Source organism: Sulfuricaulis limicola, from assembly GCF_002355735.1.
Lineage (GTDB): Bacteria > Pseudomonadota > Gammaproteobacteria > Acidiferrobacterales > Sulfurifustaceae > Sulfuricaulis > Sulfuricaulis limicola.
This window is the reverse complement of record NZ_AP014879.1, coordinates 1578980-1605622: the sequence shown is the minus strand read 5'-3', so window position 1 is coordinate 1605622 and position 26643 is coordinate 1578980. Positions and strand designations below refer to the sequence as shown.

Annotated in this window: 17 protein-coding genes; 6 read left to right on the top strand and 11 right to left on the bottom strand. The window is 59.2% G+C overall.

Annotation, left to right across the window (positions count from 1 at the left end; all coding sequences use genetic code 11):
* Positions 1-41: 41 nt before the first annotated feature.
* The 7 genes from SCL_RS07825 to SCL_RS07795 form a co-directional block, all read right to left on the bottom strand.
* Positions 42-485 (bottom strand): CPBP family intramembrane glutamic endopeptidase, encoded by a 444-nt coding sequence (locus SCL_RS07825; protein WP_096360702.1) that lies wholly within the window; start codon positions 483-485, stop codon positions 42-44.
* 141 nt (positions 486-626) lie between these two features.
* Positions 627-3437: an IPT/TIG domain-containing protein gene (locus tag SCL_RS07820; RefSeq protein ID WP_096360701.1), complete on the bottom strand. Its 2811-nt coding sequence runs from the start codon at positions 3435-3437 to the stop codon at positions 627-629.
* A 254-nt stretch (positions 3438-3691) separates the two neighbouring features.
* Positions 3692-5845: an IPT/TIG domain-containing protein gene (locus SCL_RS07815; RefSeq protein ID WP_096360700.1), complete on the bottom strand. Its 2154-nt coding sequence runs from the start codon at positions 5843-5845 to the stop codon at positions 3692-3694.
* A 71-nt stretch (positions 5846-5916) separates the two neighbouring features.
* The gene (locus tag SCL_RS07810; RefSeq protein WP_096360699.1) at positions 5917-6375 is read right to left on the bottom strand and encodes a hypothetical protein; all 459 of its coding nucleotides are present in this window, start codon (positions 6373-6375) and stop codon (positions 5917-5919) included.
* A gap of 142 nt (positions 6376-6517) precedes the next feature.
* Positions 6518-7918, bottom strand: coding sequence for a hypothetical protein (locus SCL_RS07805; RefSeq protein WP_096360698.1), 1401 nt, complete (start codon positions 7916-7918; stop codon positions 6518-6520).
* A 49-nt stretch (positions 7919-7967) separates the two neighbouring features.
* Positions 7968-9326: an OmpP1/FadL family transporter gene (locus SCL_RS07800; RefSeq protein WP_096360697.1), complete on the bottom strand. Its 1359-nt coding sequence runs from the start codon at positions 9324-9326 to the stop codon at positions 7968-7970.
* Between the two features lie 641 nt (positions 9327-9967).
* The gene (locus SCL_RS07795) at positions 9968-11473 is read right to left on the bottom strand and encodes a tetratricopeptide repeat protein (protein WP_172425974.1); all 1506 of its coding nucleotides are present in this window, start codon (positions 11471-11473) and stop codon (positions 9968-9970) included.
* Positions 11474-11817: 344 nt separating this feature from the next.
* Here SCL_RS07795 and SCL_RS07785 point away from each other — a divergent pair, with 344 nt between their 5' ends.
* From SCL_RS07785 to SCL_RS14355, 3 genes are all read left to right on the top strand, one after another.
* Entirely contained in the window at positions 11818-12696 is an 879-nt protein-coding gene (locus tag SCL_RS07785; protein ID WP_148665038.1) for a hypothetical protein, read from the top strand.
* A gap of 80 nt (positions 12697-12776) precedes the next feature.
* Complete coding sequence (locus SCL_RS07780) at positions 12777-13619, top strand: VPLPA-CTERM sorting domain-containing protein (protein ID WP_148665037.1); 843 nt, start codon at positions 12777-12779, stop codon at positions 13617-13619.
* A 77-nt stretch (positions 13620-13696) separates the two neighbouring features.
* The gene (locus SCL_RS14355; protein ID WP_096360692.1) at positions 13697-14518 is read left to right on the top strand and encodes a hypothetical protein; all 822 of its coding nucleotides are present in this window, start codon (positions 13697-13699) and stop codon (positions 14516-14518) included.
* 62 nt (positions 14519-14580) lie between these two features.
* Here the strand turns inward: SCL_RS14355 and SCL_RS07770 are convergent, their stop codons facing one another.
* Genes SCL_RS07770 through SCL_RS07755 form a run of 4 tightly spaced genes read right to left on the bottom strand, consistent with a single transcriptional unit; the run spans position 14581 to position 20758 of the window.
* Entirely contained in the window at positions 14581-16581 is a 2001-nt protein-coding gene (locus tag SCL_RS07770; RefSeq protein ID WP_096360691.1) for an O-linked N-acetylglucosamine transferase, SPINDLY family protein, read from the bottom strand.
* A 39-nt stretch (positions 16582-16620) separates the two neighbouring features.
* The gene (locus SCL_RS07765) at positions 16621-18675 is read right to left on the bottom strand and encodes a tetratricopeptide repeat-containing sulfotransferase family protein (protein ID WP_096360690.1); all 2055 of its coding nucleotides are present in this window, start codon (positions 18673-18675) and stop codon (positions 16621-16623) included.
* A 22-nt stretch (positions 18676-18697) separates the two neighbouring features.
* Entirely contained in the window at positions 18698-19843 is a 1146-nt protein-coding gene (locus SCL_RS07760; RefSeq protein ID WP_172425973.1) for a glycosyltransferase family 4 protein, read from the bottom strand.
* 54 nt (positions 19844-19897) lie between these two features.
* Complete coding sequence (locus SCL_RS07755; RefSeq protein ID WP_096360688.1) at positions 19898-20758, bottom strand: FkbM family methyltransferase; 861 nt, start codon at positions 20756-20758, stop codon at positions 19898-19900.
* Between the two features lie 428 nt (positions 20759-21186).
* Here SCL_RS07755 and SCL_RS07750 point away from each other — a divergent pair, with 428 nt between their 5' ends.
* The 3 genes from SCL_RS07750 to SCL_RS07740 all read left to right on the top strand — a co-directional run bounded on the left by SCL_RS07750 (position 21187) and on the right by SCL_RS07740 (position 26587).
* Complete coding sequence (locus SCL_RS07750) at positions 21187-23004, top strand: O-linked N-acetylglucosamine transferase family protein (protein WP_096360687.1); 1818 nt, start codon at positions 21187-21189, stop codon at positions 23002-23004.
* A gap of 277 nt (positions 23005-23281) precedes the next feature.
* On the top strand, positions 23282-24541 hold the full coding sequence (locus tag SCL_RS14350) for a VPLPA-CTERM sorting domain-containing protein (RefSeq protein ID WP_096360686.1): 1260 nt from the start codon (positions 23282-23284) through the stop codon (positions 24539-24541).
* A gap of 291 nt (positions 24542-24832) precedes the next feature.
* Entirely contained in the window at positions 24833-26587 is a 1755-nt protein-coding gene (locus SCL_RS07740; RefSeq protein WP_096360685.1) for a tetratricopeptide repeat protein, read from the top strand.
* The last annotated feature ends 56 nt before the right edge of the window (positions 26588-26643 follow it).

The following is a 26643-nucleotide window of genomic DNA, read 5'->3' as shown; positions in this document are numbered from 1 at the left end:
TGCTCGCCTTCTTCATAATCCGGGTTGAAAACCGGCATATATTAACGTAAATCAGGCGCCCACGTCGCCACCATACCGGCGAGGAACAGGATGTAAACGAGATTGGACAGGGCGTGCACCAGCACAAGCAACGGCAAATCCCGTGTACGCTGGTACAGCCAGCCGTAAAGGAGGGATGGCGCGAATACCAGTGCGGCAGCCGTCCAGCCCCGCGTCAATCCGTGCATGAGGCAGAACAGCACGGAAGCGATGACATTGGCTTTCAGGCCGTTACCCAGGCGCGTCATGAAATAGCCGCGGAAAAACCACTCCTCGGGGATGGCGGCCATCAAGAGCGTGGAAACCGCGAACGGCATCGCTGACGGCCGCCATGCCAGGAGCACAAGACCGGCAACCAGTAATGCGGCCCAGATGAGGTAATGAGCACGGGAGCGGGGCAAGGCGGGTACCCGCCAGCCGCGATCGAGCAGCGGGAGAAACAGCATCAATCCGACCAGGACGTAATCCCGGCCCGGGTAAGAAAAAACGGCGCCGCCCGCGAGGACGGCGCCGTTGACTAATGGGAAAAGTCGGTTATTCAGACGCTGCTCTTTTTTTCTGAATCGGGCTTACTTTTCAACTCGGTTTCACGGCGTTACCGTAAACGTCCCCCCGCTGGTCTTCGTCCCGACTGGCGTGGTGACAGTGAACTTGCCAGTGGTCGCGCCGACAGGGATCGTGAACTGCATGTAGCCGGGAAACACCGTCCACAGGTTAACCGGGGTGCTGTTCAACTTGACCTCGGGCATGATGCTACAGGGGACGCCACAGAAGTACGAGCCGCCCATGGTAACGAGGGTACCCACCGGCCCACTCGGGGGGTTGAAGTAGTCGATGGTCGGCGGTCCCTGGACATTAAACCACCCCGTACTGGTGATCGTTCCCCCCGACGTCGTGATGGTGAACTTGCCAGACGTCGCGCCCGCCGGGAGCGTGAATTCGATGAAGCCGGGGAACACCATCGTTGGGGTGATGGAGACCCCGTTTAACGTGACCTGGGTTTCGTTGTTGGCCGGGTTGTAGTAGCCGCACTTGCTATAACAGAAATTCGAACCGTAGATGCTTACCGATGTCCCGACTGCCGCGATGGCCGGGGTAAAGTAGAAAATCGCCGGCGGCAGATAAAACGCACCCTTACTGGTGACGGTGCCGGCCGGGGTGGTGACGGTGAACTTGCCGGATGTGACCCCAGAGGGAATCGTGAACAGAATGACACCGGGGAATAGCGACGACGGAGTGATCAGTGTTCCGTTTAGCTTGATCTGAGTCAAGTTACAAGCACCCGCGCAAAAATTTGAACCATTGACGCTGACACTGGTTCCCACCGGGCCGTTGGTGGGAGCGAAAGAGGAAATAACAGGCGGCGGATACACCGTGAAGCTCTGCGTACTGGTGGCCATACCGTCAGGATTGGTGACACGGATCGGTCCGCTGCCGGCTCCGATGGGCGCCGCTGCTTGAATTTGCGTAGTGCTGACCACCGTAAATTGTGCAGCGACACCGTTGAACGAAACGGATGTGGTTGTCGTAAAGTTTGTGCCGGTAATGGTAACGAGAGCACCTGCCGGACCGCTGGTTGGCGTGAAGGAGCTAATCGTCGGCGGAAAACCGAGCGTGAAGATTTGCGAACTCGTGGCTGTGCCGCTAGGGGTGGTGACCTTGATGTATCCTGTAGTCGCGCTGCCCGGGACCGTGGCGTTGATCTGCGTGGCGCTCAGCACCGTAAACGACGCGGCGATGTCGTTGAAGGTGACTTGGCTCGCGCTGTTCAGGCTCGTGCCCGAGATGGTGACGGTGGCGCCCGCGTAGGCCGCTGTGGGCATGAAGCCCGAGATAGTGGGTGGTGGATTTAGCTGCAACCGGTTATAAGCGACCTTCAGGTTGGGCATACGACCGATTTGTCTGGATTCCGAGAAGCTCTTTGGCGTGCCGGTCTGGGTGAGTAGCGTTCTGATCGCGAGGGGGTCAAGTTTTGCTCCCAGCAATTGCTTCATGTAACCTTGAAGAGAGAGCACCGCGCCGGCTACGATGGCAGAAGCGCTGGAAGTACCCCCGAAAGATTGCGTGTAATATTGATTCGGATCCGGGCTGGTGGGATCGCCTTTGAACATATCACCGGAGCCGGTGGTAACAACCCCGCCTCCCCATGCATTGACATCCACGCGTGAGCCGTAATTGGTGAAACAGGCGGCGTTTCGCGTATAAACATACTGGCCCGTTTGAGCGTTTAGCTGCACTTCGCCAGCCGCCACCAGGATTGCCCCGGAATCCCGCAGGCTGCGATCAAAATAGCCATTGAACGCCGGGTCATCCAGATTGACTACGCCATTGCCCGCGCCCTCGACAACCACGATGCCTTTGGCGGTCGCCGTGCGAATCGCATCGAACACGTCCGGGCGCCATTCTTCGGGGACATTATCTGGATACTCGCAACCCCACGTTGCAAGAGTGTTGTTCGCTGTCGGACCCAGCGTCGAAAGTTCGATCAAGATGACGTCGCCGGGGGCTAGCGCTGCCGTTGCCTCGTTGATCTTCGCAGAATAGTCGTACGCAGGGTATGCCGACGCCACGCCGAAATCTGCTGCCGGAGCGATGCCCGTTACGCCAAAACCATCGTGTTGCCCGATGATTATGCCGAGGACGGCGGTGCCATGATAACCACCATCGTTGCCACCCGTTTGAAAAAAGGGGGCCTTAAAATCTTCATGCGTCAAGTTCCAGCCGTATTCCACGTCAATGAACTTGGTGTCGGCTCCGTCGCCGCCGGGAAAAGTCCAGGCATAGAAGGCATCGATACCTTCCATAATAGCTGGTGATGGCTGTGGATATCCAAACGGCGTCGGAGCAACAAGATACCCCTGAAGGGACTGAAAATCTGGCGTCGTTGGCGGAATGTCGGCAAAGGGCAGCGTATCGATCGAATTAGGATAGGCGATTTCGACGACATCGAGCGCATTTAGCGCGTTGATCAGGGCCTCGACCTCGGCGACGGAGAGGGCGGAAGGAAGTTGAATCATGTAATACAGGTTGAGGTCCGCGAGCTGCCATCCGGAGCGCTGCTCGGCGTCATCTTTCTCCTGCTCCAGATCCGGCTCGGGGCGGCTGAAGAGCCGCTGTACGGTGGTGCCTGGGTAATTCTGGAGGAGCGTGTTGAACGCAGCTAGATCGGCACCGGCAAGCGACTTAAGCTGTTTACCCCGCAGCCGGACAGTGGTGCCCTCGTTGAATTTGACGACGATGCGGTCCTTCTGGACTTGCCCTGCGACTTGGGTGTGTTGTGGTTTGATCGGCGCATGCCGCTGACTGATTGGTGCGGAGGAAGGCTCGCTCCAGGCAGGTTGTAGCAGCAAGGAGAGCGCCAGCACAAGCAACAACCCTATGTTGATTTTTTTTCTCATGTCGAAATCCTCCGTGGTGCATGTGCTTACAGACGCACTGTTAGCGCCAAAAATCTATTAATTGCACAACAAAAAACGATCGCCGTGGACAATCGGCGTGACACAGAAAGCGCGCCCGCCCGCGAGGACGGCGCCGTTGACTAATAGGAAAAGTCGGTTATTCAGACGCTGCTCTTTTTTTCTGAATCGGACTTGCTCAACAACTGCTTATGGCAAAATAAGTCCTAGGCACTTGATTCGGAAGCCTATCAGCTTCACGGTGTCACCGTAAACGTCCCGGTACTGGTCACCGACCCGACCGCCGTGGTGACGGTAAACTTGCCCGACGTGGCCCCCGGCGGGATCTCTAACCGCAGGTAGCCGGGAAGTGCCGCCCGCAACGTGACCGGTGCGCCGTTCAGCGACACACGTATCTGCGAGGCGTCACAGGGAAACGCGCAGAAGGGGAAGCCGCTCATGTCGACAAGGGTGCCCACGGGTCCGCTCGTGGGCGTGAACGAGCTTATCGTCGGGGGCTGCTGGATGATCAACTGGCTGGAACTGGTGGCCATACCCGCCGGCGTGGTGACGGTGAGATAGCCCGATGCGGCCCCTGCCGGGATTTGGACCTTGAGATAGCCCGGAAATATCTCCGTAATCGGAAGTAAAAGGCCATTCAACCTTGCTTGGGTTTGCGAAGCAAAACAGGGAATGCCGCAAAAATTGAAACCCTGGATGGTCACGATCGTTCCGGTCGTAGCGATAAAGGGGCCGAAATAAATAATTTGGGGAACCCCCTGTACGATAAAGTACACCGAGCCCGCGCCAAACGGCGTGGTGACTGTTAAATAACCACTGGTAGATCCTGCCGGAAGCGTGAACTGAATATTGGTCGCTGACACGGACGTCGGCGTAATGCTGACACCGTTCAGCTTCAGCTGGGTATCGGCAGGATTGCACGGAATGCCGCAGAAATTGTTTCCATAGACATTTACCAAGGCTCCCGGTAGCGCGCTAAGAGGGCTGTAATAGGTGATGGTCGGCGGTGAATACACCGTAAATGTCTGTGCACTCGTGGCCGTACCGTTGGGAGTGGTCACGGTGATAGGGCCGGTGGTGGCGCTTGCGGGCACGGTGGCATTTATTTGCATGGCGCTGACCACCTGGTATGTGGATAAAGTTCCATTGAACTTAACGGCCGTTGCGCCGGTGAAATTCGATCCCGAAATTGTCACCGGGACGCCTGCACCACCAGAGGTCGGTGTAAAGGAACTGATCGTCGGAGCTGTCGCGACAACACTAATAAACCAACCTGTCTCAATTGCCGCAGGCTTTTCCAGATTTGCAATCCGCACAAAATCATTGATGTCGGGGTCAACCGGAACAATTCGGAGGGTGTGCGTTTGTCCTGGTGCTAAGGTACTAAGATCAAGTGTGTAACTGGTGGAGGTAGCACCTGGGATCAGCTGGTAGTTGAGATACCACTCGTATTGATAGGCAGCCCCCTGAGGACGAATATTGAGATCGGGCACGACACTGAAGGTCTTGGGCTGCGGAGAAAGATTGAATTGAAATTGATTGCTCGGGGTCAGCGAAACAAAAGGATAGACTCTGCTGTTAATCTCCCGGATGAGACCTTCGCGGCACACGGGGTCAAATGGCTGCTGAGGAGACCCACCATCATACGCGCCCATCCTGCACGTTGCGCGGGGCCGATATGCTCCCGTCGAGCAGTACAACGCGCCTGGGAAGAGATCCACCCCGTCAATGCCCAACCAGTCGCGCCACTTGAGGGCCGTGCGATCGGTGTTGATGGTGGCGTTTATGGAGGTAGGTTCCAATCCCTCATAGACTCCGCTGGGACAATTTGTCGTAGAGACGTATTCGTCGGCGAGATAACCGATAGCGTGCCCAAGTTCATGAGCCAGAACATCCATGTATGTACCGTAATGAATATGCACATCTCCGCCCATATTGGCGCAAGCGAGAACATTAGGCTCACCACCGCATCTGTTAACAAGAGCAGTAGCATCGCGATAAACGAAGATGATCACATCCACATCCGGCAGGTATTGGCTGGCGAGGGTACGCAATGCCGCTTCCTCGTTGACGGTGGAATAGGCGTCAAGGCGGTGGATGTTGAAGAACGACTGGTAGCTCGTGAAGGGCGCATAGCTCGTCAGGAACTGCGAGGTATAGGGCACCGTGCCTTCCGTGAATGCCGGGTAGAGCCAGCTGTCGGTGAACCCGATCGGCACATAGACGACATCGATCACACGCGCCGGATCACCGCCCTGATATACGGTAGCGGTGCCGAGATAAGTCGCCGCCCCCGCCGGGCGCAGGGCCCCGAGGCACAACAGCAGAAGGACGATGATGAGGCGTGACCATGCTGAAAGAAGCTTGTTGTCTTTAGCATTGTTATGCATGCTCTCCTCCAGATTGTTATTACTCTTTTTCTTACCCCCGATACTTAACTGTGGGCGTTTGGCGTTAGGGGTTACGGCTGGTTCCTGGGGAAGACGTTGAGCGGCGAGGTCCCCATCGGCTGGAATTTTCCAGTCTGTTCGTTTTTACGCTCGAAGCGGATGCGCGTGGCTTCCGGCAGATAAGGAACCTTCAGGTGAAAGCTGGCCTCGGCCAAGATTTTTTTTCCACCCTTGGGGTGTTGGGGGTCAGAGAAATCGTCGACATTGATTGCCAAGGGATCGTAGAAATAGGAGGAAAAGAGTTCCTTATTATCCTGGGACAGCAGTACGTAGCGGTAAGGATCGGTGGCATGGGAGGCAGTCGGGCGGAATCGCAGCGGTTTGACGATGGCTTCTTGCACCGTGACCGCGTTCCCGGTGGCGCGCAGGATCAGGTAGAGTGTTTGATCGGAGGTCGGCTGGGCATGCGCCGATAAATGCATGCCAAATAAAACCACGGAAAGGATTCCGGAAAGATAATGCTTGAACATAGCTCCTCCGCGTTGTCTGTTGAGCTTGGCAATAGAATTAAATCAATATAAGCCGCTACTTCTGCTCGGATTTTTTGCAAAAAAAACGCCATGCCGGCAAATCCCGGCATGGCGTTTGTTGATACGGCTTTATTCCCCTTGCTTAATTCTTTAATGTTTTGCGGCGATTGATAATCAATCCCAGCCAAGCGAGGAAGCCCGCGACCAGCCACCAGTCACCGCGTTCCCGCGCATTGACCGGCTTCGTGCTGATGCTGCAGCCGCCAGCTGTGCTTGGTTCTGGTGCGGTTTGATTCGGATCCGTGCAGTCTGTACACACGATAGTCGTAACGCCGCCAGCATTTACATTAAAATTCGCATTAAACCCCTGGAACGGCCCGTCGACCATGGCGCCGCCGGCAATGCCATCGCTGTCCCAGTCGGTCGAAACGAGACTGTAGACCGGGCCGGCATAGATGCCGCCGGCTCCCCTGTAGATCGGGTTGCCGGGATTGAGCACCGACCAATTACCGGGCGTCCAGACATCGATCACGTCGATGCCCTCGGTTGAGCCCCAGGCGAACTTCATGTGAGTCATGATCCTGCCGGCAGGTACGGTGACCGTGTAGTCACCACCCGAAGCACAGTTGGCTTGCAAGACCGTCGGGCAGCCCGCCTGCCCGGCCGTGTCTGCCGTCGAGATGGTGTAAGTCCCCGGGCCGTAGATCTTGACGTTATACGCCGTCCAGTTGATCCCGAAGAACGGAGTAACCGAGGAGATGGTGGCGTTGCTGACTGCCGTGTTCACGTCGGTGTTGAGGGTGCCATCCCAGGTGAAGACCACGTCATTGGTGCCGCCGACCGTGGCGCCAGTGCCATCGAGCATGGTGAAGTTATTGTTTGTCGTGTTGCTGACGGCGGGAATATTGAAGTTCGCATTAAACCCCTGGAACGGCCCGTCGACCATGGCGCCGCCGGCAATGCCATCGCTGTCCCAGTCGGTCGAAACGAGACTGTAGACCGGGCCGGCATAGATGCCGCCGGCTCCCCTGTAGATCGGGTTGCCGGGATTGAGCACCGACCAATTACCGGGCGTCCAGACATCGATCACGTCGATGCCCTCGGTTGAGCCCCAGGCGAACTTCATGTGAGTCATGATCCTGCCGGCAGGTACGGTGACCGTGTAGTCACCACCCGAAGCACAGTTGGCTTGCAAGACCGTCGGGCAGCCCGCCTGCCCGGCCGTGTCTGCCGTCGAGATGGTGTAAGTCCCCGGGCCGTAGATCTTGACGTTATACGCCGTCCAGTTGATCCCGAAGAACGGAGTAACCGAGGAGATGGTGGCGTTGCTGACTGCCGTGTTCACGTCGGTGTTGAGGGTGCCATCCCAGGTGAAGACCACGTCATTGGTGCCGCCGACCGTGGCGCCAGTGCCATCGAGCATGGTGAAGTTGCTGTTGGTGGCGCTGACAGCAGCGTTGGCCGCGGGAGCTGCGCCCCACAAAACCAGAAACGCAGTCGCGCACAACAGTTGTTTGATAGAGATGTGATTTGTCTTGCTCATGATTCATTCTCCACTACAGTAAATATACAAATATACCTACGTGCCGGGCCTAGAACTTCAGACCGTAGGCGATGCTGAACGAAGTCTGGCTCATGGAAATGGCGGCATTAACACCCGGACCCGCAGTGCCAGAAGTGCGGAATGCCGTAGGTCCCTCAATGGTTTTCTCAAAAGCATGCATGAAACCGAGCGTCAGCTCGTCTTTGTTGGCAAGCGTGTAGGTCGCGCCGAACGTGAGATGTTTCTCGGTGGTCGCCGGTGCCAGCATGTTGAACAACACCTGATCATTCGGGATAGGCGTCTTGCCATAGTTCAACCCTGCACGCAGAACCAGATCTTTTCTGTACTTGTAATCAAAACCAAGCTTGTAAACGGTCTGATTCGTCCAGCCGAAACCCATGCCGAGATCGCCGCCGAGCTTGCATATGGCAGGGTCAGTGCCCGGACAGAGCGGGTTGAAGTCAGAGGTGTCAACCGGGCCCGGATTGCCGATGGACTTCACATCATTCCAGTAAATGCGTTGCACATCGAAGGCAACGTTCATCTTGGGTGTCACCTTGATGGCGAGACCGGCCGTTATGCTCTCGGGGATGTCGAATTCGCCATGTTCGGCAAAAAGTCCCGAGTAACGGTTGAATTTCTGCATGGAAACTCGTGGCGCGTAATTCAGGCCGAGATTCAGTTTGCCGTCCAGAAATTTCCCGAACCAGCCGGCGCGCCATCCCCAGCCGAACGACCAGTCGTAGCCTTTGTTTGTCAAATGCTCAGGATCGCCGGATATCGGAATTTGGTTGCTGGCGAACGATTCGAGACCAAATGCCCTGAATGTCTGCATGGCGATGACGAGACTGGCTCCGACACTGTGATTTTCACTCACCTTATAGGCCATGCTCGGCAGCATTTGCATTTGCATCAGAAACACACCGACACGGTTGTATGCATCCAAGTTTGGATTGGCAGGATTGGCCGGAGATGTTGGGTCGAAGAAAGTGCCATTCGACTGCGCATAATTGGTGCCCAGCCCCGCGCCAATGACCGCCATGCCCATGGCGATGGGTGTGCCCGGGCTGGAGAGCACCGCGCCGATGGCGGGAATGGGAAAGAGATCGTCCTTGCTGCGCTCGCTGGTATCGCCGAGCAATAACGAAGGGTCATGCGTAACACTGCGTGGCGGGCGGAAGAACTCAACGGTTGCGTCGAGCCGCGCTTCGCCGACCTCTGTCATGCTGGCAGGGTTGTAGGCGGCGGCCATCGCATCCTGCGGATACGCAACACCGGCGCCGCCCATGGCGGTGCCTTTGGCGCCATACCCGATCATCCACATGCCGTTGGTGGCATAGACGCTGACAGGGGACGCCAACGCAAATGCAAACGCTGATACGAGCGCGTGCCTGGTGAATACCTTCATTGCTGCTCCTCCTGAATGTGTATCAAACAACTTTATTATTGAGCGTGGCCTTCGTTGAGGCGATTTTCTCACTGCTCGTGCCTGACGCAAAGCGTCTGAATCTGACGCTGTAAAAAAGCATTTCTCGCGCGACGGGGAATTTGATTCTGAGGATAATTGCTAACAGCGACAGCGTTAACAGCTTATCTTTGATTTTTTATATAGATCTTGCAGTTCTGGCAGCGAAACCAGCGCAAATCCACCCCACCCAATGCGAATTATGATGTATGGTGCACCTCTGAAATTATAAATGTCAAGACACTTGTCCGGGCTGGCAGGTGCGTTACATCACGCGGAAAATCACGATCTTCAATCAGAGACGGGCTGTGTCGCGCGGGCACGCGACCAGTTTGCCGCCAGTCCTCAATAATAGGTATATATCCACCGTATCCTGAACCTCGAATGCTGATCTGTGCCTGTTTCCCGGTCGCCGCCATCCGGGCGTCGGCGGCGTATTGGCCCGGCCGGTTGGCTGTGAATATCATGTTTGCAATGCCAGGCCGGATGTGGCAGGGGCGTCTGTCTCGCTCACCGTTTTGGCCGGGTTCCTGGATGCGGCGCCGATGGATGGCGGAGCGAATCCGCCTTGCGGCGCGGGTTGCTTATTGCGTGCTTCGGAAAAATACCAGGTGTCCCTTGATGTACGAATTTACCTCCTTGCGTATATCGAGCTCTTCGCACAGCAACTCGGAAAAACCGTGACGTCCGGCCAACTCGGTGATATAGCCGCGCGAATGCACGTAGTTGCCGAAGATGTGCAGTTGCCAGCGATGCGACTCGTCCGCCTTTTCAAGATCGAAGATGAACAGCCCTCGCGGGCGCAATACTTTCTTCACGCGTTCGAAAATCGGCGCGAGATCGCCGAAGAACACCAGAACGTCCATCGCTATCACGAGATCGTATTGCGTGTCGATGGCATCCAGTGTCTCGATCAGTTCGCCCTGCACTAATTCGTCATACACGCCCTTGCGCCTGGCTTCCGCCAGCATGACGGCGGAGAGGTCCACTCCGACGAGGCGCCGCGTCCAGGGTTTCACTACGGAACCGTAAAGGCCGGTGCCGCAGCCGAGGTCCAGGGCATCCAGATTCGCGGATTCGCTGCCGAGCAGTCCGGACATGTGTTCTTTCAGGCGTACCGGGACGACGTAATCCAGTTTTTTGGTCATGCCTTCGTCGAACGTGCTGGCGACCTGTTCGTCGCGATAGCGCTCGGCGAGCAGCTCGACGGGTATGCGCCCGGGGTCCTCGCCGCCTTCCAGGACAGCGAGGAAAAATTTGGCGTCCGGATGCTCCGGACAGGCCTCGGCAAAACGCCGGTACAGCTCCAGCGCCTTCCCGCGCTTGTCGCGGTGTCGCAGCAGCGCGCCGAGTTGTTCGAAGGCGTGGACGTTGCGCGGGTCATGATCCAGGGCCAGAAAAAACGCGGACTCGGCTTCATCCATGTTGCCCTCGTGCAGAAAAATCACGCCGAGCGTGTAATGCGCTTCGGGCAGCCGTGGCTGGATGGCGAGGGCGCGATTGAAAAATCTTTTCGCCTCGGAAAATCTTCCCGCCGTTTTATGCGCCAGGCCGAGGTTGACCAGCGCCGAAATTGAATTCGGGTCGCGCTCAAGCGCTTTTGTGCACTGCTTTATCGCCTCAGCCAGTTCTTTTTTCGCCAGGTGCACGCTGGCGAGGGCAGCATAGGGTTCGGCGGTATTCGGCGCCAGCGCGAGCGCGCGCCGCGCCGCCTGTTCGGCCTCCGCGAGTCTGTCTTGCTTGGCGCAGACATACCCGAGCGCGCACCAGGCCATGGCATGTTGTGGCGCAAGGGTGGTCACGGCGCGATATTCCGCCTCCGCCTCCGCCAGCCGGCCCTGGTCCCCGAGGGCGTTGGCCAGATTGAAGCGAGCCTGCACGAAATCCGGGCGCAGGGCGATGGCCGCGCGAAAGGATTTTTCCGCATTGGGAGCGTCACCGAGCGATCCGTAAACAGCGCCGAGGTAAAACCAGATCTCGGGATCGCGGTTGTCCTGCTCGCACGCCCGGGAGAGGAGTTGCAGGGCAGGGCGCATCCGGCCGCTGCGTATGTCGTCTAACGCCTGTTGCTTGAGTGCTGCGCTTTCCAAGAGACACCAAGGAATTTCCAATAACCCCGATCATTATATAGGTTATCGCCGATAATTGACTGATACAGGTCACGCTGGCGGCAAGGCCGATCCATGCGCGGGCTCCATGCTGGCAGGCGGGCAAAGGAAACGCGCCAACCCGTGGATTGGATTGGAAATGACATAAGGACTCTCCGGCCGGGATGCATCGGTCACCGCATTTCCGGGCCGGTCGCACCGGAATTGAGCGGACTGCGGTTCGCAGTCACGCCGGCGTGAATTACTTGCCAGTCTCCCGGGCAAGGCGTAACTTAAATCCGGCCGCAGTCAGTTTCCACAAAATAACAACATGGAGGAGCCCAGTCATGCATCCGCCGTCGATCCGGAAAACTCTGCTTGCCTCTAGTCTCGCCCTGGCCCTCTGCGCTCCGAGCGCCCAAGCGGCGCTTGTCACCGATATATTCGGTCCCTTCCACAATTGGACTACCGACCGTGCCAACTTCACCATGCTGGATGGCGGGGGTTATACCGTAGGTGGCACCAACGACATCGCCATGTTGTGGGATGGCAACGCTTACAACGCCAGCTCGGACTACACCGGCCCGGGCGGCGCCGCGAATGTCACGCTTTCGTCCACCACGCCGTTCTTCGGTCACACCTGGGCCGCGCATGACATCCAGATGTTTATGCCGGGCAGTTACTCTTTTGACGCCAGTGCGGGTGGCGATCCGTCAGACACAGAAACAGGCTTTCTTAATGTTACTGTTGGCACCGGCCAGATCGGCATGCACATGCTGTTTGATTGGAAGGCCAGGAACATAGACATGTTCGTGGTGTTTTCCCTGAACAGCACTTTCGGTTCAGGCATCGCCCGCAGTTCCAACACCAGCGGTTGCGATTTCACTGCGGCGGCGACCGTTCCGAACTGCCTGTGGGACGGCCCGGGTTATGTGGGTGGTTTTTCCGTGGGTGGTCTTTCCGCCAACAAGCCGGCCGGCAGCACGGTGTGGATGATGGCGTCGGTTGATGGCAATGGTGACGGTGTCATGGGTATCCCGATGGCAAGCGGTGGCCCGTTCCAGGGTTTCAACGCCAACTTCAATACCTCGCTGAACGTGATCGAGTGCGGCGACTGTCCCCCGCCGCCGGAAGTCCCCGTGCCGACCGCTGTCTGGCTGCTCGGCTCGGGCCTGTTGGGGTTGCTCGGTATCGCGCGCCGCAGGAGGGGTGTCCGGCACCATTAAGCAAAATTCGCAGCAGTTCAGTCTGACCGGTGCATTCGAAATAATATTAAGAATCCATCACTAAAGAGGAGAAGATCGCGATGAATCCGCGCATGAAAAAAGCGCTCATTGCTTCCACTATTGCTGTGACGCTCGGGGCAACGAATGCCCAGGCCGCACTTGTTACTAATGTGCTTGGCCCCTACAACTGGTACACCGACCGAGGAAACATGACCTTGCTTGATCCGACTGGTTATGTCTGGGCTGGCACCAATGACATCGCCATCGCGTGGGACGGTAACGCCTACAATGCCAGCTCCGACTACGCTGGCCCGGGCAGCGCCGCAAACCTGACCGCTTCGTCGACGACCAGTTTTCTCGGACATATGTGGACGGCGCACGACATTCAGGTCTTTATACCGGGCACGTACTCCTTCGATGTGACGGCAGGCGGTCATCCTAATGACTACGAGACAGGCACGTTGACCGCGATGGTCGGCAGCGGCCAGCTCGGCATGCACATGCTGTTCGACTGGAATTCCGTGAAAAACATGGATCTGTTTGTGGTGTGGGCTGCGAATAGCGTTTTCGGTCCCGGTATTGCCCACAGCGCGAATCCTTCCGGCTGCAATTCTGTCTACGACCGAACCATCCAGAACTGCTTATGGGATGGTCCAGGCTATGCGGGTGGGCTCAGTAGCAACAAACCCGCCGGCAGCACCATTTGGATGCTGTCCTCTACCGATGGCAACGGCGATGGCATCATGGGTATTCCGGGTGCCACCGGTTCTGCATTCCAAGGGCACAATTTCAACTTTAATGCCAACCTGGCACCCGTGGTGATAGATCCCATACCGCTCCCGGCCGCGGCGTGGCTGTTCGGCTCGGGCCTGTTGGGATTGTTCGGTGTCGCGCGCCGCAAGAAGAACGTACGGCATAGTTAAGCAGTATTCGTGACAGTGCGGTTTGATCCGGTTTTTTGAAACGACTTCATAAATCAACCACCAAAGAGGAGAAGACAATGAATCCCATCATGAAAAAATCCCTGCTTGTGTCCAGTCTTGCCCTGGCCCTCGGCGCTCCGGCCGCCAACGCGGCGCTCGTCGCCAACGTATTCGGTCCTTATAGCTGGGTCACCGACCGCGCCAACTTCACCATGCTGGATCCTACCGGTTATATGGTCGGCGGCACCAACGACGTATCAATGAAGTGGGACGGCAATGCCTACAATGCCAGCTCGGACTACACCGGCCCGGGCGGCGCCGCGAATGTGACCGCATCTTCCACGACCCCATTTTTCGGCATGCCCTGGAGCGCGCATGACATCCAGGTGTTCCTGCCGGGCAGCTACAGTTTCGATGTCACGGCGGGTGCCGACCCGGCGGACTTCGAAGTGGGCTTCCAGAATGTGACCGTCGGCGCCGGCCAGATTGGCATGCACATGCTGTTCGATTGGAATATTACCAAGAACATCGACGTGTTCGTGGTGGCGAACCAGAACAGCGTGTTTGGCTCCGGTATTGCCAACAGTTCAAATCCAAGTGGATGTGCATTCGGTGGACTGGCCACGCAAACGAACTGCCTGTGGGATGGCCCGGGCTATGCGGGCGGTTTTCCCGTCAACAAGCCGGCCGGTTCCACCGTATGGATGTTGGCCTCGACCGACGGCGACGGTGACGGCGTCATGGGTATCTCCTTGCCGGCCGGCGGACCGTTCCACGGTTTCAATGCCAACTTCAACGCCAACATGAATCCGATCCCGGTGCCGGCGGCGGTGTGGTTGTTCGGCTCGGGCCTGCTGGGATTGCTCGGTGTCGCGCGTCGCAGGAAGGCAACGGCCTGACTGGGTATATATAGGTAGCAGTTTTTTTAGCGAGGGGGCAGGGGAAACCTGCCCTCTTTTTTTCAGCCCGATGGCGAGTCCGTCACCCTGATGTCGGCCGGCGCCTGTCCGGCCGCATGGCGTTCCCAGGCGATCCGCAGCGCCTCCTCCAGCGAGTGCACAAACGCGCCGGTGTCGAAGAAGCGGTGCGTTCGCCGTGTCTCCTTGAGCTGATCCTTGACCGCCGCCAGTGCCGCGGGATTCAGCGCCAGCTCGACGGCGGTCATTACGTATTGCTCCGGCGTCGTGCAATCGAGAGCGTCCATCCCGAGACGGGAGTTTATCGAGCTACCCATGCGCGCGAGGAACGATTGTCCTCGCAGCGTCAGGACCGGGACACCTGCGTACAGCGCTGCGACGGAAGTGGCGCCGCCGCTGATGTGGAACGGATCGAGCGCCAGGTCAGCCAGCGCCATCCGCGCCAGATGTTGCGCCATCGGTTCGCTCCCGGCAAAAACCAGACGGCCGGGATCCACCTCCAGGCGCATCGCTTCGCGCCGCAGGTTGCCGCCGCATGCCTCCAGATCGGGGACGTACATCCACAACCGGCTTCCCGGGACCCGCCGCAGGATATCCATCCATGCCCCGAAGGTTCTCCGGTCGAGCTTGTAAGGCTGGTTGAAACTGCAAAACACGAATCCATCGTTGCCCAGCCCCAGCGCCTCGCGCGAGGGACTTTTTTCCGAAGTGGATAACGGCGACGTAATCATGAAATGCGGCAGGCGGATGATGCGTTCGGTGTAATCCCCGGCCAGTTCCTCCGGCAGCGCGACGTCATCGGCGATGAGGTAGTCGATGAAATCCGCGCCGCTGGTCCCGAGGTAGCCGAGCCAGGAAATCTGGACCGGCGCCGGACGGGCCGCGAGGACCGCCGGCTGCGCCGCGCTGGTGTAACCCGCCAGATCGATCAGGATGTCGATCCGGTCGCCGAGGATCGCATGCGCGATTTCTTCCGGATTTTTTCCGGCAAGATTGCGGTACGTGTCGCAGCCTTCCCGTATGCGCGCCTGCACTTCATCAGGATGATGCCGCAGCGAGTATCCGCAAATTTCGAAACGCGTGCGATCGTGACAGGCAAAGAGATCGCGCACCAGGAAACCGACGGCGTGGGCAAAAAAATCGGTGGACAGATAACCCACGCGCAGTTTTCCCGTATCGCCGCGCGCGGGCGGCCTGCGGAGCTTCTGTCGCAATGCATCGCCGGCCGTGGCCAGCTGACGTGCATATTTTTTTGCGGCTGATGCGATGGTTGGCTCGTCCACCTCCATGAAGTTCAGGATGCCGGGCGGAATGCTCGCGCCGCTGCCCTGCTTCAGCGCGCTCTGCAGACCGGCCATGAAGGCGGGCTGGTTGGTCTCGACGCCTTCCCAGTCGCACACGTAGCGACGCGCGGTCTGCGCCTCGATGGCCAGCTCGATGTCATTCAGCGCGTCGCCGGTCGCGCCCGTGGCGGTCTCGTAGTACTCGCGGATTCGTCCAACTGCGCGAAGGCACTGGGCCAGCCACAATCTTGTGCGGGGATGATCGTGTCCGCGCCGGATCGCCTCGCGGTAGGCCTGTATCGCCCCCGGCAGGTTTCCCTGCAATTGCCGGCACAGTCCCAGATCGTGATGCATCGCCGCCTCACCGGTACGTTCGGCCGCCTGAAAGAAAGCGCGCTCGGCGTCGCGCAGTTTCCCCAGGCGCGCGAGTTGCTGACCTTTGAGATGAAGCATCCCGGCATCATGGGGATGCAGCGCGAGATAACGATCGAGCGAGGCGAGGGCGCCTTCGGCATCGCCGGTCTCAACGCTGACGCGGATCAGCAGTTGCAGCGTCGGGCCGGACGCGGGAGCCAGAGCGAGGGCCTGTTGCAGCCACTGGATGCTTTCGCGCGCGCGGCTGGTTTGAAAGCAAAGCAATCCGAGACAGTAGTGAAGTTCCGCGTCCGACGGGGCGGCACGGAGCAGATGGCGATAGAGACGCTCCGCCTTGACGAGATCCCCGCGCCGGTGGGCGGCGATGGCTTCATCTCTGGTGCCCATTCAAATCATTCCGCCGTTCAGCGCCAGTGCGGCATGTCGTCATGCGTCGTCTTTCAGGCCGAGAATACGGCTGACCGGCTCCAGCTGCCGCGCATAATTCTTCCAGCGCGCCTTTGAGCTTTTGTACAGCGGGCGCCGCACCTGGTCGTAACTGGCCGTCATCACCTGTCGTTTGGATTGATGAAAGTCGAGACAGGCGTCTTCCCACTCGAGACCGCAGAATTTCAGGATGGCTTCGACATGGGAACGCGGCTCCTCGACCAGTTCCTCGTATTGCACGTCCAGGATCGGGATCGGCAGCATCGCTTTCCAGTGCTCCATCAGCTCCTGGTAGGCTTTGTAGGTGTACGCCAGCGCCTCGAGATCGTAGGTAAAGCCCAGCCCCGCGCCAAAATCAATGAAGTAATTGGACAGGCAGATGTCGCGCGGGTCGCGCTTGCAGTGCAATACCCGCGCGCCCGGGAACAGCTGGCTGATGATGCCGAGATACATGTAGTTGCCGGGCAGCTTGTCAGTGACGCGGGTTGCGGAAGGGGCCATGTCATGCAAGCGCTGGACATAGGCACCCGCCATGACGTTCAGCTTCTCCGGCGCAAGATTGCGCACGCCATCGGGATAATAGGGAATCTGGTCCGCCAGTTTTTCGATGTCCGTGGTCTCGCCGCGGGCATGTACCTTGCTGTGGCAGGAGAGGATCTGTTCGACCAGGCTGGTCCCGGAGCGCGGCATGCCGACGATGAACACCGGCAGCTCGGAACGCACGGTGGAGCGGGGCAGTGACGCGATTGCGGTCGCGGCGTACACCTGCATGTGGCTGTTGATCTGCGCCAGATGGCCATGATGGATGTTCTGTGGAACGTTCTTCAGCCGGTTGGCGATAACGGCGTGATCGAAGGCCCGGTCGTATTGTTTTGCCTTGTCGCACAGATTGGCCAGCGCGAAGTGCAATGCCCGCTGATTCGTGGCGGAAATACCGGCGCGCGCAACGACCTGTTCGAGCAAGCCGATGGCTTCTTCCGTCCGACCGACCGACGGGGCGACGTTGGCGGCGACGACGACAGCCTCGGTGCTGACAGAACCACGCTCAATGGCTGCGAACGCGCTGCTCCAGGCCCCCTGTTTGTCCCCCTCGAATTCCAGCACCTGTCCCCTGAGCACCAGCGCCCTCGGATCATCCGGCGCCAGCGTCAGCGCCTTTTCCATCAGCCGCCGCGATTCCGCCGGGTCGGTCATCATGAATATGTTGCCGAGCGAGGTCAGATCGTCGATCGTGCGCGGATTCGCTTTCAATGCCGTGCGCGCGTAAGCCAGCCCGGCATCCGGGTCGGCCGACTGGTAGCAGGCGAGCGACAGCATGATCAGCGTCTGCGGATTGTCCGGCTGCAGGCGCGCGAGCTGTTCATACACTTCGCGCGCCGCCGCGTGACGTCCTTCGAATGTCAGCAGCGTGCCCTTGAACAGCAATGCCTCCGCCGCGCCGGCGGATTCCCGCATAGCCTGGTCGCACAGTCGCCAGGCGTCCTGGAGGCGCCCCTGATCGAGATAAATGGCGCCCAGCTGCAACAGCGCCCGCGTATCGCCGCTGTGGCGTCGGCAATACTCCTCGGTCATGGCCGCGGCAGCGGCGGTTTCGCCCTTGATGGTCAGAATCCGGGCGAGCCGGAGCGTGGCTTCCCGATGACCGGGGTGGTGAACGAGATATTCACGCAAGGGTTTTTCCGCTTCCATCCAGCGCCCGAGCTGGGCCAGCGTCAGGCCGAGTTGCAGGACGATATCGGCAGGACAGCCCGGCAGCCCGCGCGCCCGCTGAAAGGCCTCCGCCGCCTGGGTGAGCTCGCCGGTATGCTGTGCCGCGTTTCCGAGATTTACCCAGGCTTGAAGCGAATGCGGCGCCAGCTCGACGGCCTTGCGGGCGCAGCGCAAGGCCTCGGCGTAGTTACCCTGCATGCCATGAACGGCGGCCAGACTGATCCAGGGTTCGGCGTTGCGCGTGTGATCGCGAGCGGCTCTTTCAAATTCCGCCCGCGCACCGGCGATATCGCCCTGGCGGACGAGCGCGCCGCCCCTGGCCAGCAGTTTGGGAAGATTGCTCATGTCGGGCCCGGGTGAATTGATCTCACAGGTACTTGCCGGGTTCGCGGCTGCTCCAGTTGCGGCGCATGGGCTGAAATTCTTCCGCTATCTGGAAAATCCTGCGCACATAATCCCTGGCCGTCCACTGACGGGCCCGTGTGCGACCACGCTCGATCAGGGTCTCCCGGAGAGCGGGTCTGGAATGAAGTTCATGTATTCTGGCGGCCAGTTGCGTCTCGCTGGCGGGGTCGAAGAACAGCGCGGCGTCTCCCATTTGTTCCTCCGCGCCGGGAACTCCGGCGGCCACCACCGGGCAACCCGATGCGAATGCCTCCATGGGCGGGATATTGTCCGGGCCGAAAAAAGAGGGATAAGCCAGCGCGAAGGCGTTCTGGTACAGGTAAACCAGTTCTTCCCGCGAAACGAACCCCAGGATATGCGCGCGATCCTCAAGCCCCAGTTCCTTCGCGGTCTGCCGGACGAAATTCAGATTTCCCTTGTCGGCTCCGGTCAGAACGATGGAAAAATCCAGATGATGCTGTTCAATGAGGATCTTGAGCGCCAACAGCAAGGTGACGTGATTCTTGTGCGGCCAGAACTGGGCGGGGTAGAACAGGAACGGCGTCCGGTCGCTGAATCCGGCCGGTGCACGCGCCGCGACGGAACCGAGTGCAAACTCCGGCGTCGGCAAGGGCAGGGTTTTGACCCGCTCCGGCGGCACCCGGTAATAATCCACCACATCCTTCTTGCCGGCCTCGTTGCCGGTAACCACGTAAGTGGCGCGAGGCAATATATATTGATAGAACTTCTCGCGCTGATCCCACGGCCATCCGCCGAACGCGCCGACTTCGGGAAAACAGGGGTGTGTGCGATGCATCAAATCCCAGACCGTGAAAATGTAAGGCACATCCACGGTTTCGTAAATCGGCACTGTGACAAACCAGACCAGCTCAATCCCGTGCCGGAGTACCGCGTCATTCAGGGGCCGTTCCCCCTGCTTGCCGGGACTATTAATAAGTTGCACCCAGCGCACGGAGCCCGTCGAGGCGGGCTGGCCCTGGCCGTAATGGAAACAGTACACCTCATGGCGGCTTTCGGTGGCGCCCAGGGCGGTGACAATGCTGTCAACGAAGGTGTAGCCGCCGCCCAATTTGGGGTCGTAGCCGTACAGATAAAGCCCGATTTTCATTTGTGGTTCACGGAGCGTTCCGCGCCTTGTGTCGGCCATTCACGAAATGAGGCCTCACGAGTGGCGCCTGAAAAAACGGGATATTTCAAGATCCTTCAATTTTAAAAACAAGTCTTTATTGTCTGGAGTAAATGCCGCAATGTCGAAATAATAAACCGCTGCGCCGTCTACTCTATTTGAAACCAGAAACACCATCAATTCGAGATATTTTTCGAGCAGGTTGTCGCCTTCCATGCTGCACATGAAGTGTCCGAAATTGTCATAGACGACATAATATTTGAAGAATTTAACCAGTTCCTGAAAGGATTTTAAGCTCTCGTCCAGGCCCCTTTCCTGTTCGAAAGGCGCGCACTCATAGTAAACCGTCGCCTGCATTTGCGAAAAAAGCGAAGCATAGGCTTCAAGGATGCCGAAATCGTATCCGTCGGTATCGAGCTTGATGAGTCTGGATGACTTGAAAACAGGATGCCGATCGAGAATTTCATGGAAGGTGAGGATCGGTATGGTCGCATCGCCCGCGGGCGCGGCGGCATTGTTGATGCTGGACGTCCCGGCTCCGGTCCTCCGGATGCTTTGCTCTGAAACGGTCCCGCTCGTCGTTCCGCAGAAGGCTTCGCAAACCTGCGCCGGGTGACCCAGCCGGTTTACGTTAAACTTCAGCAGGTTGGTGTAGGCAGGGTCGCCCTCAATCAGGAGCGTTTCCGTGATGACGTGCTTGTTCATCAACGCCCAGGAGTCCCCGATGTTGGCCCCAACATCAATTCGGGGAGAGCCCGGATATTTTTCTGATACGATTCCGGCGAGTTCGCCCAGCGTGTAGTCATAACGCCTGTACCGGCTCTGGTAGTCGGGCAGGGCGTGGCCTTCCGGGAGCCGGATTTTGTGCCCACCAACCAGATAATCGAATTCTGGCATTGACCTGGCCTTACCTTAAATTCCACAATTCGGGAAACTGCCGGAGTTTACGATGGTAAATCGCCAGGCACACGATGACATCGCTTATGCGTGAACACATAAAATACAAGTCAGAGCTTCTCGCCTTCACTGTTCGCGATAATTTCGCCGGTAATGGCGTCCGTTTTTTCACGCCTGACGGGTTCCCCCGGCAGCCTGCCTGCGTGTGGCATCCCGGGGAGAGGCCTGTTGATCCGCACGTCCGCCATGCCGTACACGGAAATATCCCGTACACCCGGGAGGTTCCGATTATAAAACGCGGCAGGCCGCGCGTCGATTTCCGCGACGATAACAGAACCTGCTGAAGCACCGCGATTGATCGCCCGGAAACGAATCGTTACGGCGCCGGACTGCAGCCGGTTTCGCGGCGCGGCAATGAACTCCTGACCATGTATTCACAACGCCTCGAAGAAATTTTGACACAGCTGGGGAGGAACCCGGCGGACCTCATCTGGGCGCGGCGCATGCTCGGTCTCCGGCACGAGATGGCGCGGACGCTGCTGGCGACGCCACCTGCCCGGCTGGAACCGCTCTACAAGAGCGACTTCGGTGAAGCCTGCTTCACGATGCTCAATGGCGGTATCTCGGGATATCCCGCTTTGGATCAGGAGCGGGAGTTTGTCGCCGAAGTGATGCGGCAGGTGACCGGGGACAATGCGAATCACGCCGCCCTGAACGCGGTCCTGGCGGCGTCGCTCTATGAAAATCCATACAAGTACCTGCCCTGCGAAACATTGCCCGGCATTCCCGTCTGGATGTTGCGCACCGTGTTCCGGTGCGTGTTGGGGCAGCAGTGGTTGTTCAGGGAGAAGGGCGAGATCGAGCTTTACTACCGGAATGTTTCGCGCTGGGTGGATTATCTCCACGCCAATATCCTGGCTAATCGTTCTTCCGCCCACTGGCAGGAAGTGTTGCGTGCGTTCCTGCAGTACGCCTCCTTCGTGTCACTTTATTTTTCCTGGCACAACCTGCGCGATCTCTGCCGCAAGCGTGCCGAGCTGATCGAACTCGCGCAGGAACTGTGGGACGCCCGGCCCGATTTCCAGTTCGGTCCGCGCGCGCGGGACGGCGGCCGCATCCGCTTCGGCGTGCTCATGCAGGACCTTGACCCCCGGTCCGAGACCTTCGCGACCCTGCCGGTGTTCGCGCATCTCGACCGCGACGCCATCGAGGTCGTTCTCATCACGCGCGCCATCCGCGACAAGAAGAGCGCGGAGCTGGAGAAATATTGCTCCGCACGCGCCGACCGGCTGGTGGAGATACCCGCTGACATCAAGGCATCCGTTGAAATCATCCGCGCCCTGGACCTTGATGCCATCTGGATCGGGACCAACCTGGCCGCCGGAACGTCCACTTTCGTGCAGTTGTGCGCGCATCGCCTGGCGCGCCTTCAGCTCACGGGCGGTTGCTCGCCGGTCACGACCGGGTTTCATAATCTGGACGTGTTCGTCTCCGGCCATCTTTCCGAGCCGGTCAAAGGCGCGCAGGAGCATTACACGGAAAAGCTGGTGTGCATGGACGGCCCCGTTCTCTGTTTCGATTTCGGACAGCAGAACGAACGGGCGGCGACTCAAAACATCAGCCGGGCCATGCTGGGGATTCCCGAAGATGTGACGGTCTACGCCGCGGGGGCGAATTTCTTCAAGATTACGCCCGAGCTGGAGGAAACCTGGATCCGGATCCTGGCGGCCACCCCCGGTTCGAGACTGCTGCTCTATCCCTTCAATCTGAACTGGACGAATTATTATTTCGTGGGTCCGCTGTTCCTGCGCATTACGGCCACCTGCAAGCGGCTCGGCATTGACGTCAATCGCGTGGCGATCAAGCCGCCATTGCCGGATATCGCCGATGTCCGGGCCATGCTGGGCAGCGTGGCGGATGTTTACCTGGATTCCTTTCCGCATTCCGGCATGACCTCCCTGATTGACCCCTTGCTGGTCGGCGTTCCGACCGTCGTGCTGGAGGGAAATTCACAGCGCTCCCGGATGGCCTCAGGCGCGTTGCGCGACATGGATCTCCCGCAGCTGATCGCCTCCGACGAGGAAGCGTTTATTCGCCTGGCCGTGGAATTGGGACAGGACCGGGAAAAACGCCGGCAACTTGCCAAAGAGATCAGCCAGAGAATGACCAAGCCGCCGAAATTTCTCGATTCGAAGTGGTGCGGCGCGGAGATGACCAGAGTGCTCAAGGATCTGATTGTTCAATGATGCCGGGATGCATTCAGCCGGATCAATAGAGCTTTTTTGTGTCTTTCCCGACGCGAAACATTGCATGATCGAGCCGGTCGTGAAAAATAAAGTAGTCTCAATGAGGAAATATGTAACAAAAGGCACTGATAATTCCATGGTTTTTATGGTCTCGTGTTGATCGCCGTTCAAGAAACCGGGCGCTGGATCGTGATTGAGGGGAATTCCGCAAAGGTCCCCATTCATCAGCCTGGAAGGCACCAATGTGCTTCAAAACCAGATCGACAGGAGGAGTGAAATGAAAGACGTGACGAGGAAAACGCTTGCCAGCGGCATCGGTGCGGCGCTTGTTTCGATGGTGAGTCCGGTGCTCATGGCGGCAACACCGACCACGTGGACCACGACCATTGATCCCACCATCAGTTCCGGCACAACCGGTGCCATCACTTTCAACGATTGGGGTTACACCGGTCCGACGGGCGTCGGTGCGAATGATTTCCAGGTTGGGTCCGGCTTCGATGCCTCGCGCATCGGCCAGGTTCAGCATGTCATCACGAACAATCCCGACGGAATCACGCGCGATGCACCGTACGACGCCTACCGGGAGCTGACGGATTCAACCACGAGTTCATCGCCGTATCCCCGGGCTAACATGGACGGGGCGGTGAATTTTTACCAATGGGCCTACACGACGCCAGTCAACAGCACCTTCAGCAACATGCAGATAGACAAGGCCGGCAACTATAATATCGGCAAAAGCGACATGTCGTTCGGCTTCTACGACGTGTTCAAGTACTCGGACACGGCCGGAATCAAGGCCAGCACGACAAAAGACACGTTCTTCAACTTCCAGCCGTACGCGATCTCGGACGCGCAGGGATGGTGCGGCTCGGTGCTCAACGCCGACCCCAACGGCGTCGGCATCATGGCGGGGCAGGTGACCTTCGATTTCGCCATGGACGTGTATTACGACTATGGCACCAATCCCGGCACGTTCTCCTCGACGCAGTTGATCCCGGGCTTCGTCATGCGCAGTTACGGTGATTACGTCGTGACCACCACCACCGTCGAAGGCGTGCCCATGAACTTTTCCGGCAGCGCGGTGATGAACAACAGCAATCCCGCCATCAATCCGCTCGATGCCAACGGTGTGGTATCCGGAGCCGCGCTCGATCCGGCTTATCAGAACCTGGTTTCATTCCTCGGCGCGGGTGTGGTGCCGGCGGGCGTCTGGGTTTCCGCGGATTCGTTCAATCCCGATGGCAGCCGGAAAATGCGGACCGATTCCAACCCCACGACCGGCGCCAGCGGCCAGCGCTGGGATGTCACGATTGTTCCCGCCGGCACGCCAGGCGCGGTCTGGCACAGCAACGCCTTTGGCGGCTATGCGTTCATGTTGCGTGCCGATGGTTCGCGCACGCTGGACTTCATCGCTCCCACCGGCCACTCGGACTATGTGAGCACGGCGAGCGTCGTGCCGGTGCCGGCGGCGGCCTGGTTGTTCGGTTCCGGCTTGCTCGGGCTGATGGGCGTCGCGCGGCGCCGGCGCAGCAGCTGAAAAAACAAGTTTTTTGATCGCCGGGCACGGGCCGGCCCCGGGCACATTATCCGCCTCACGGAGAGATGTCCGCGAAATCAGCGATGTTCAGCGCGTGTCGTCGCGCCGCTGAACACGCTGATCCGTTTCTGCCATGCCAAACCGGTGGGTTCCCACGATACCGGCCGCTCGCTTGGAAAACATCCCCCATTTCAGGTACCGTTGACGCTGCAAGCCGTGCGGGAAGGCATCTGATGCCGCCCGGAGCAGGGCGTTAGCCCGTAAAATCCATTTAATTGTGCAAGCAAATCCATGATGACAGACCCGCAGCGCAACACCACGGCCGACCGCGTCGAGCAGCTGTTCAGGACCGGACGGCCACAGGAAGCGATCGAGCTGTGTCGGCGGGTTTGCGAGACATCCGGCGCGACATCCGATGACTGGTTTTTGTATGGCTGTGTCAGCGCTGATACCGGCGACAGCGCCACGGCCCTAATGGCGCTCGGCAGGGCGGTTGAGCTCAATCCCGGCCAGGTCGAGGCCCAATTCGGACTTGGCAAGTTGCTGGCGACCCTCGGCGAACACGCGGCGGCGATTGACCGGCTCCAGCAGGCGGCCGCGTTGCAGCCGGACAATGCCGATATCTGGCTGACGCTCGGCATCGCCCACGGCTTGGCGAAACAGCTGACTCGCGCTGAAGAATGCTGCCACCGGTCGCTCGCGCTTCAACCCGGCTCCGCGCCGGCGCACTTCAACCTGGCAAATGCCCTGCAGGCACAGGGAAGGTTCGCCGAAGCCGAGGCAGGCTATGAAGCGGCGCTGAAGATCGAGCCGGAACTGGTGCGGGCGTGGAGCATGTTGGCACAGGCCAGAATCGGCCAGCGCAAGTTCGCTGAGGCGGAAGCCGCGGCCATGCGCGCCATCGCCCTGGAGCCGCGTACCGGCGAGGCGCACTTCACGCTGGCGGGCCTGCTCGAAGGCCGTGATGAAATTCAGCAGGCACGCCGGCACTACGCGCAGGCCGCGGACCTCCTGCCGGGATTCCCCGAGGCCCATCTGCGACTGGGCATGGTTCTCGACCGGCTGGGCGAGCCTGCGGCCGCGGTTGAAAGCTACCGGAGAGTCCTGGATCTCAGGCAGGATCTGCCCGGGGTGCATTACCTCATGGGGGAGAGTTTTCGCGTCCAGAGGCTGTTCGGCAAGGCCGAAGCCGCTTATCGCCGGACGATCGCGCTCGACAACGATCATCTGCAGGCGCATTACCGGCTTGCCTTCGGTCTGCAAGCCGCGGGCCACCATGAAGAGGCGGCGAAACATTTCGAGGAAATTCTGCGCATCAACCCGCACGACGACCAGGCGCGGCACCTGCTGGCGGCGCAGCGGGGAGACACGCCATCCACGGCGCCGGCCGCCTATGTTGCCTCGCTTTTCGACGAGGCAGCCGACACGTTCGACGAGAAGCTGGTCGGAACGCTGCAGTACCGCACACCGCAGCTGCTGCGTGAACTGATGCGGCAGCATGTGGCGCCGGCGGGGAAGTCGCAGGACATCATCGACCTGGGCTGCGGCACCGGATTGTGCGCGCCGCTTTTCCGTGACATCGCGCATTTCATGCAGGGTGTCGATCTTTCCCCGCGGATGATCGAGAAGGCGAAACAGGGCAACCTGTATGATGCGCTGGAAGTTGGCGACATCACCGCCAGCCTGCGATCGAAAGCGGCTGCGTGGGACCTCGCCATCGCCGCCGACGTGTTCGTCTATCTGGGCGATCTGCGGGAGGTATTCGCCGCCTGCGCCACGGCGCTCAGACCCGGCGGGATTCTGGCGTTTTCCGTCGAGACCGGCGACGACAACGGGACATTCGTGTTGCGGCAAACGGGACGCTATGCCCATTCCGACAACTACATCCGCGCGCTCGCCGCCGACGCCGGCTTTACCGAGGTCGGAAGTCACGCCGCCGTGTTGCGCCGCGAGTCGGGGCGGGACGTGCAAGGCCGGTTGTATCTTCTGCGCCGCCCGCTCATCCTGGCCGAGAGCGTTTATCGGGTAAAATATTCTTTTGACTGACGCCGCGCGACGGCTGCCGGAACGGCGCGGGCCGGGAATCCGGGCCGTCGCATGCG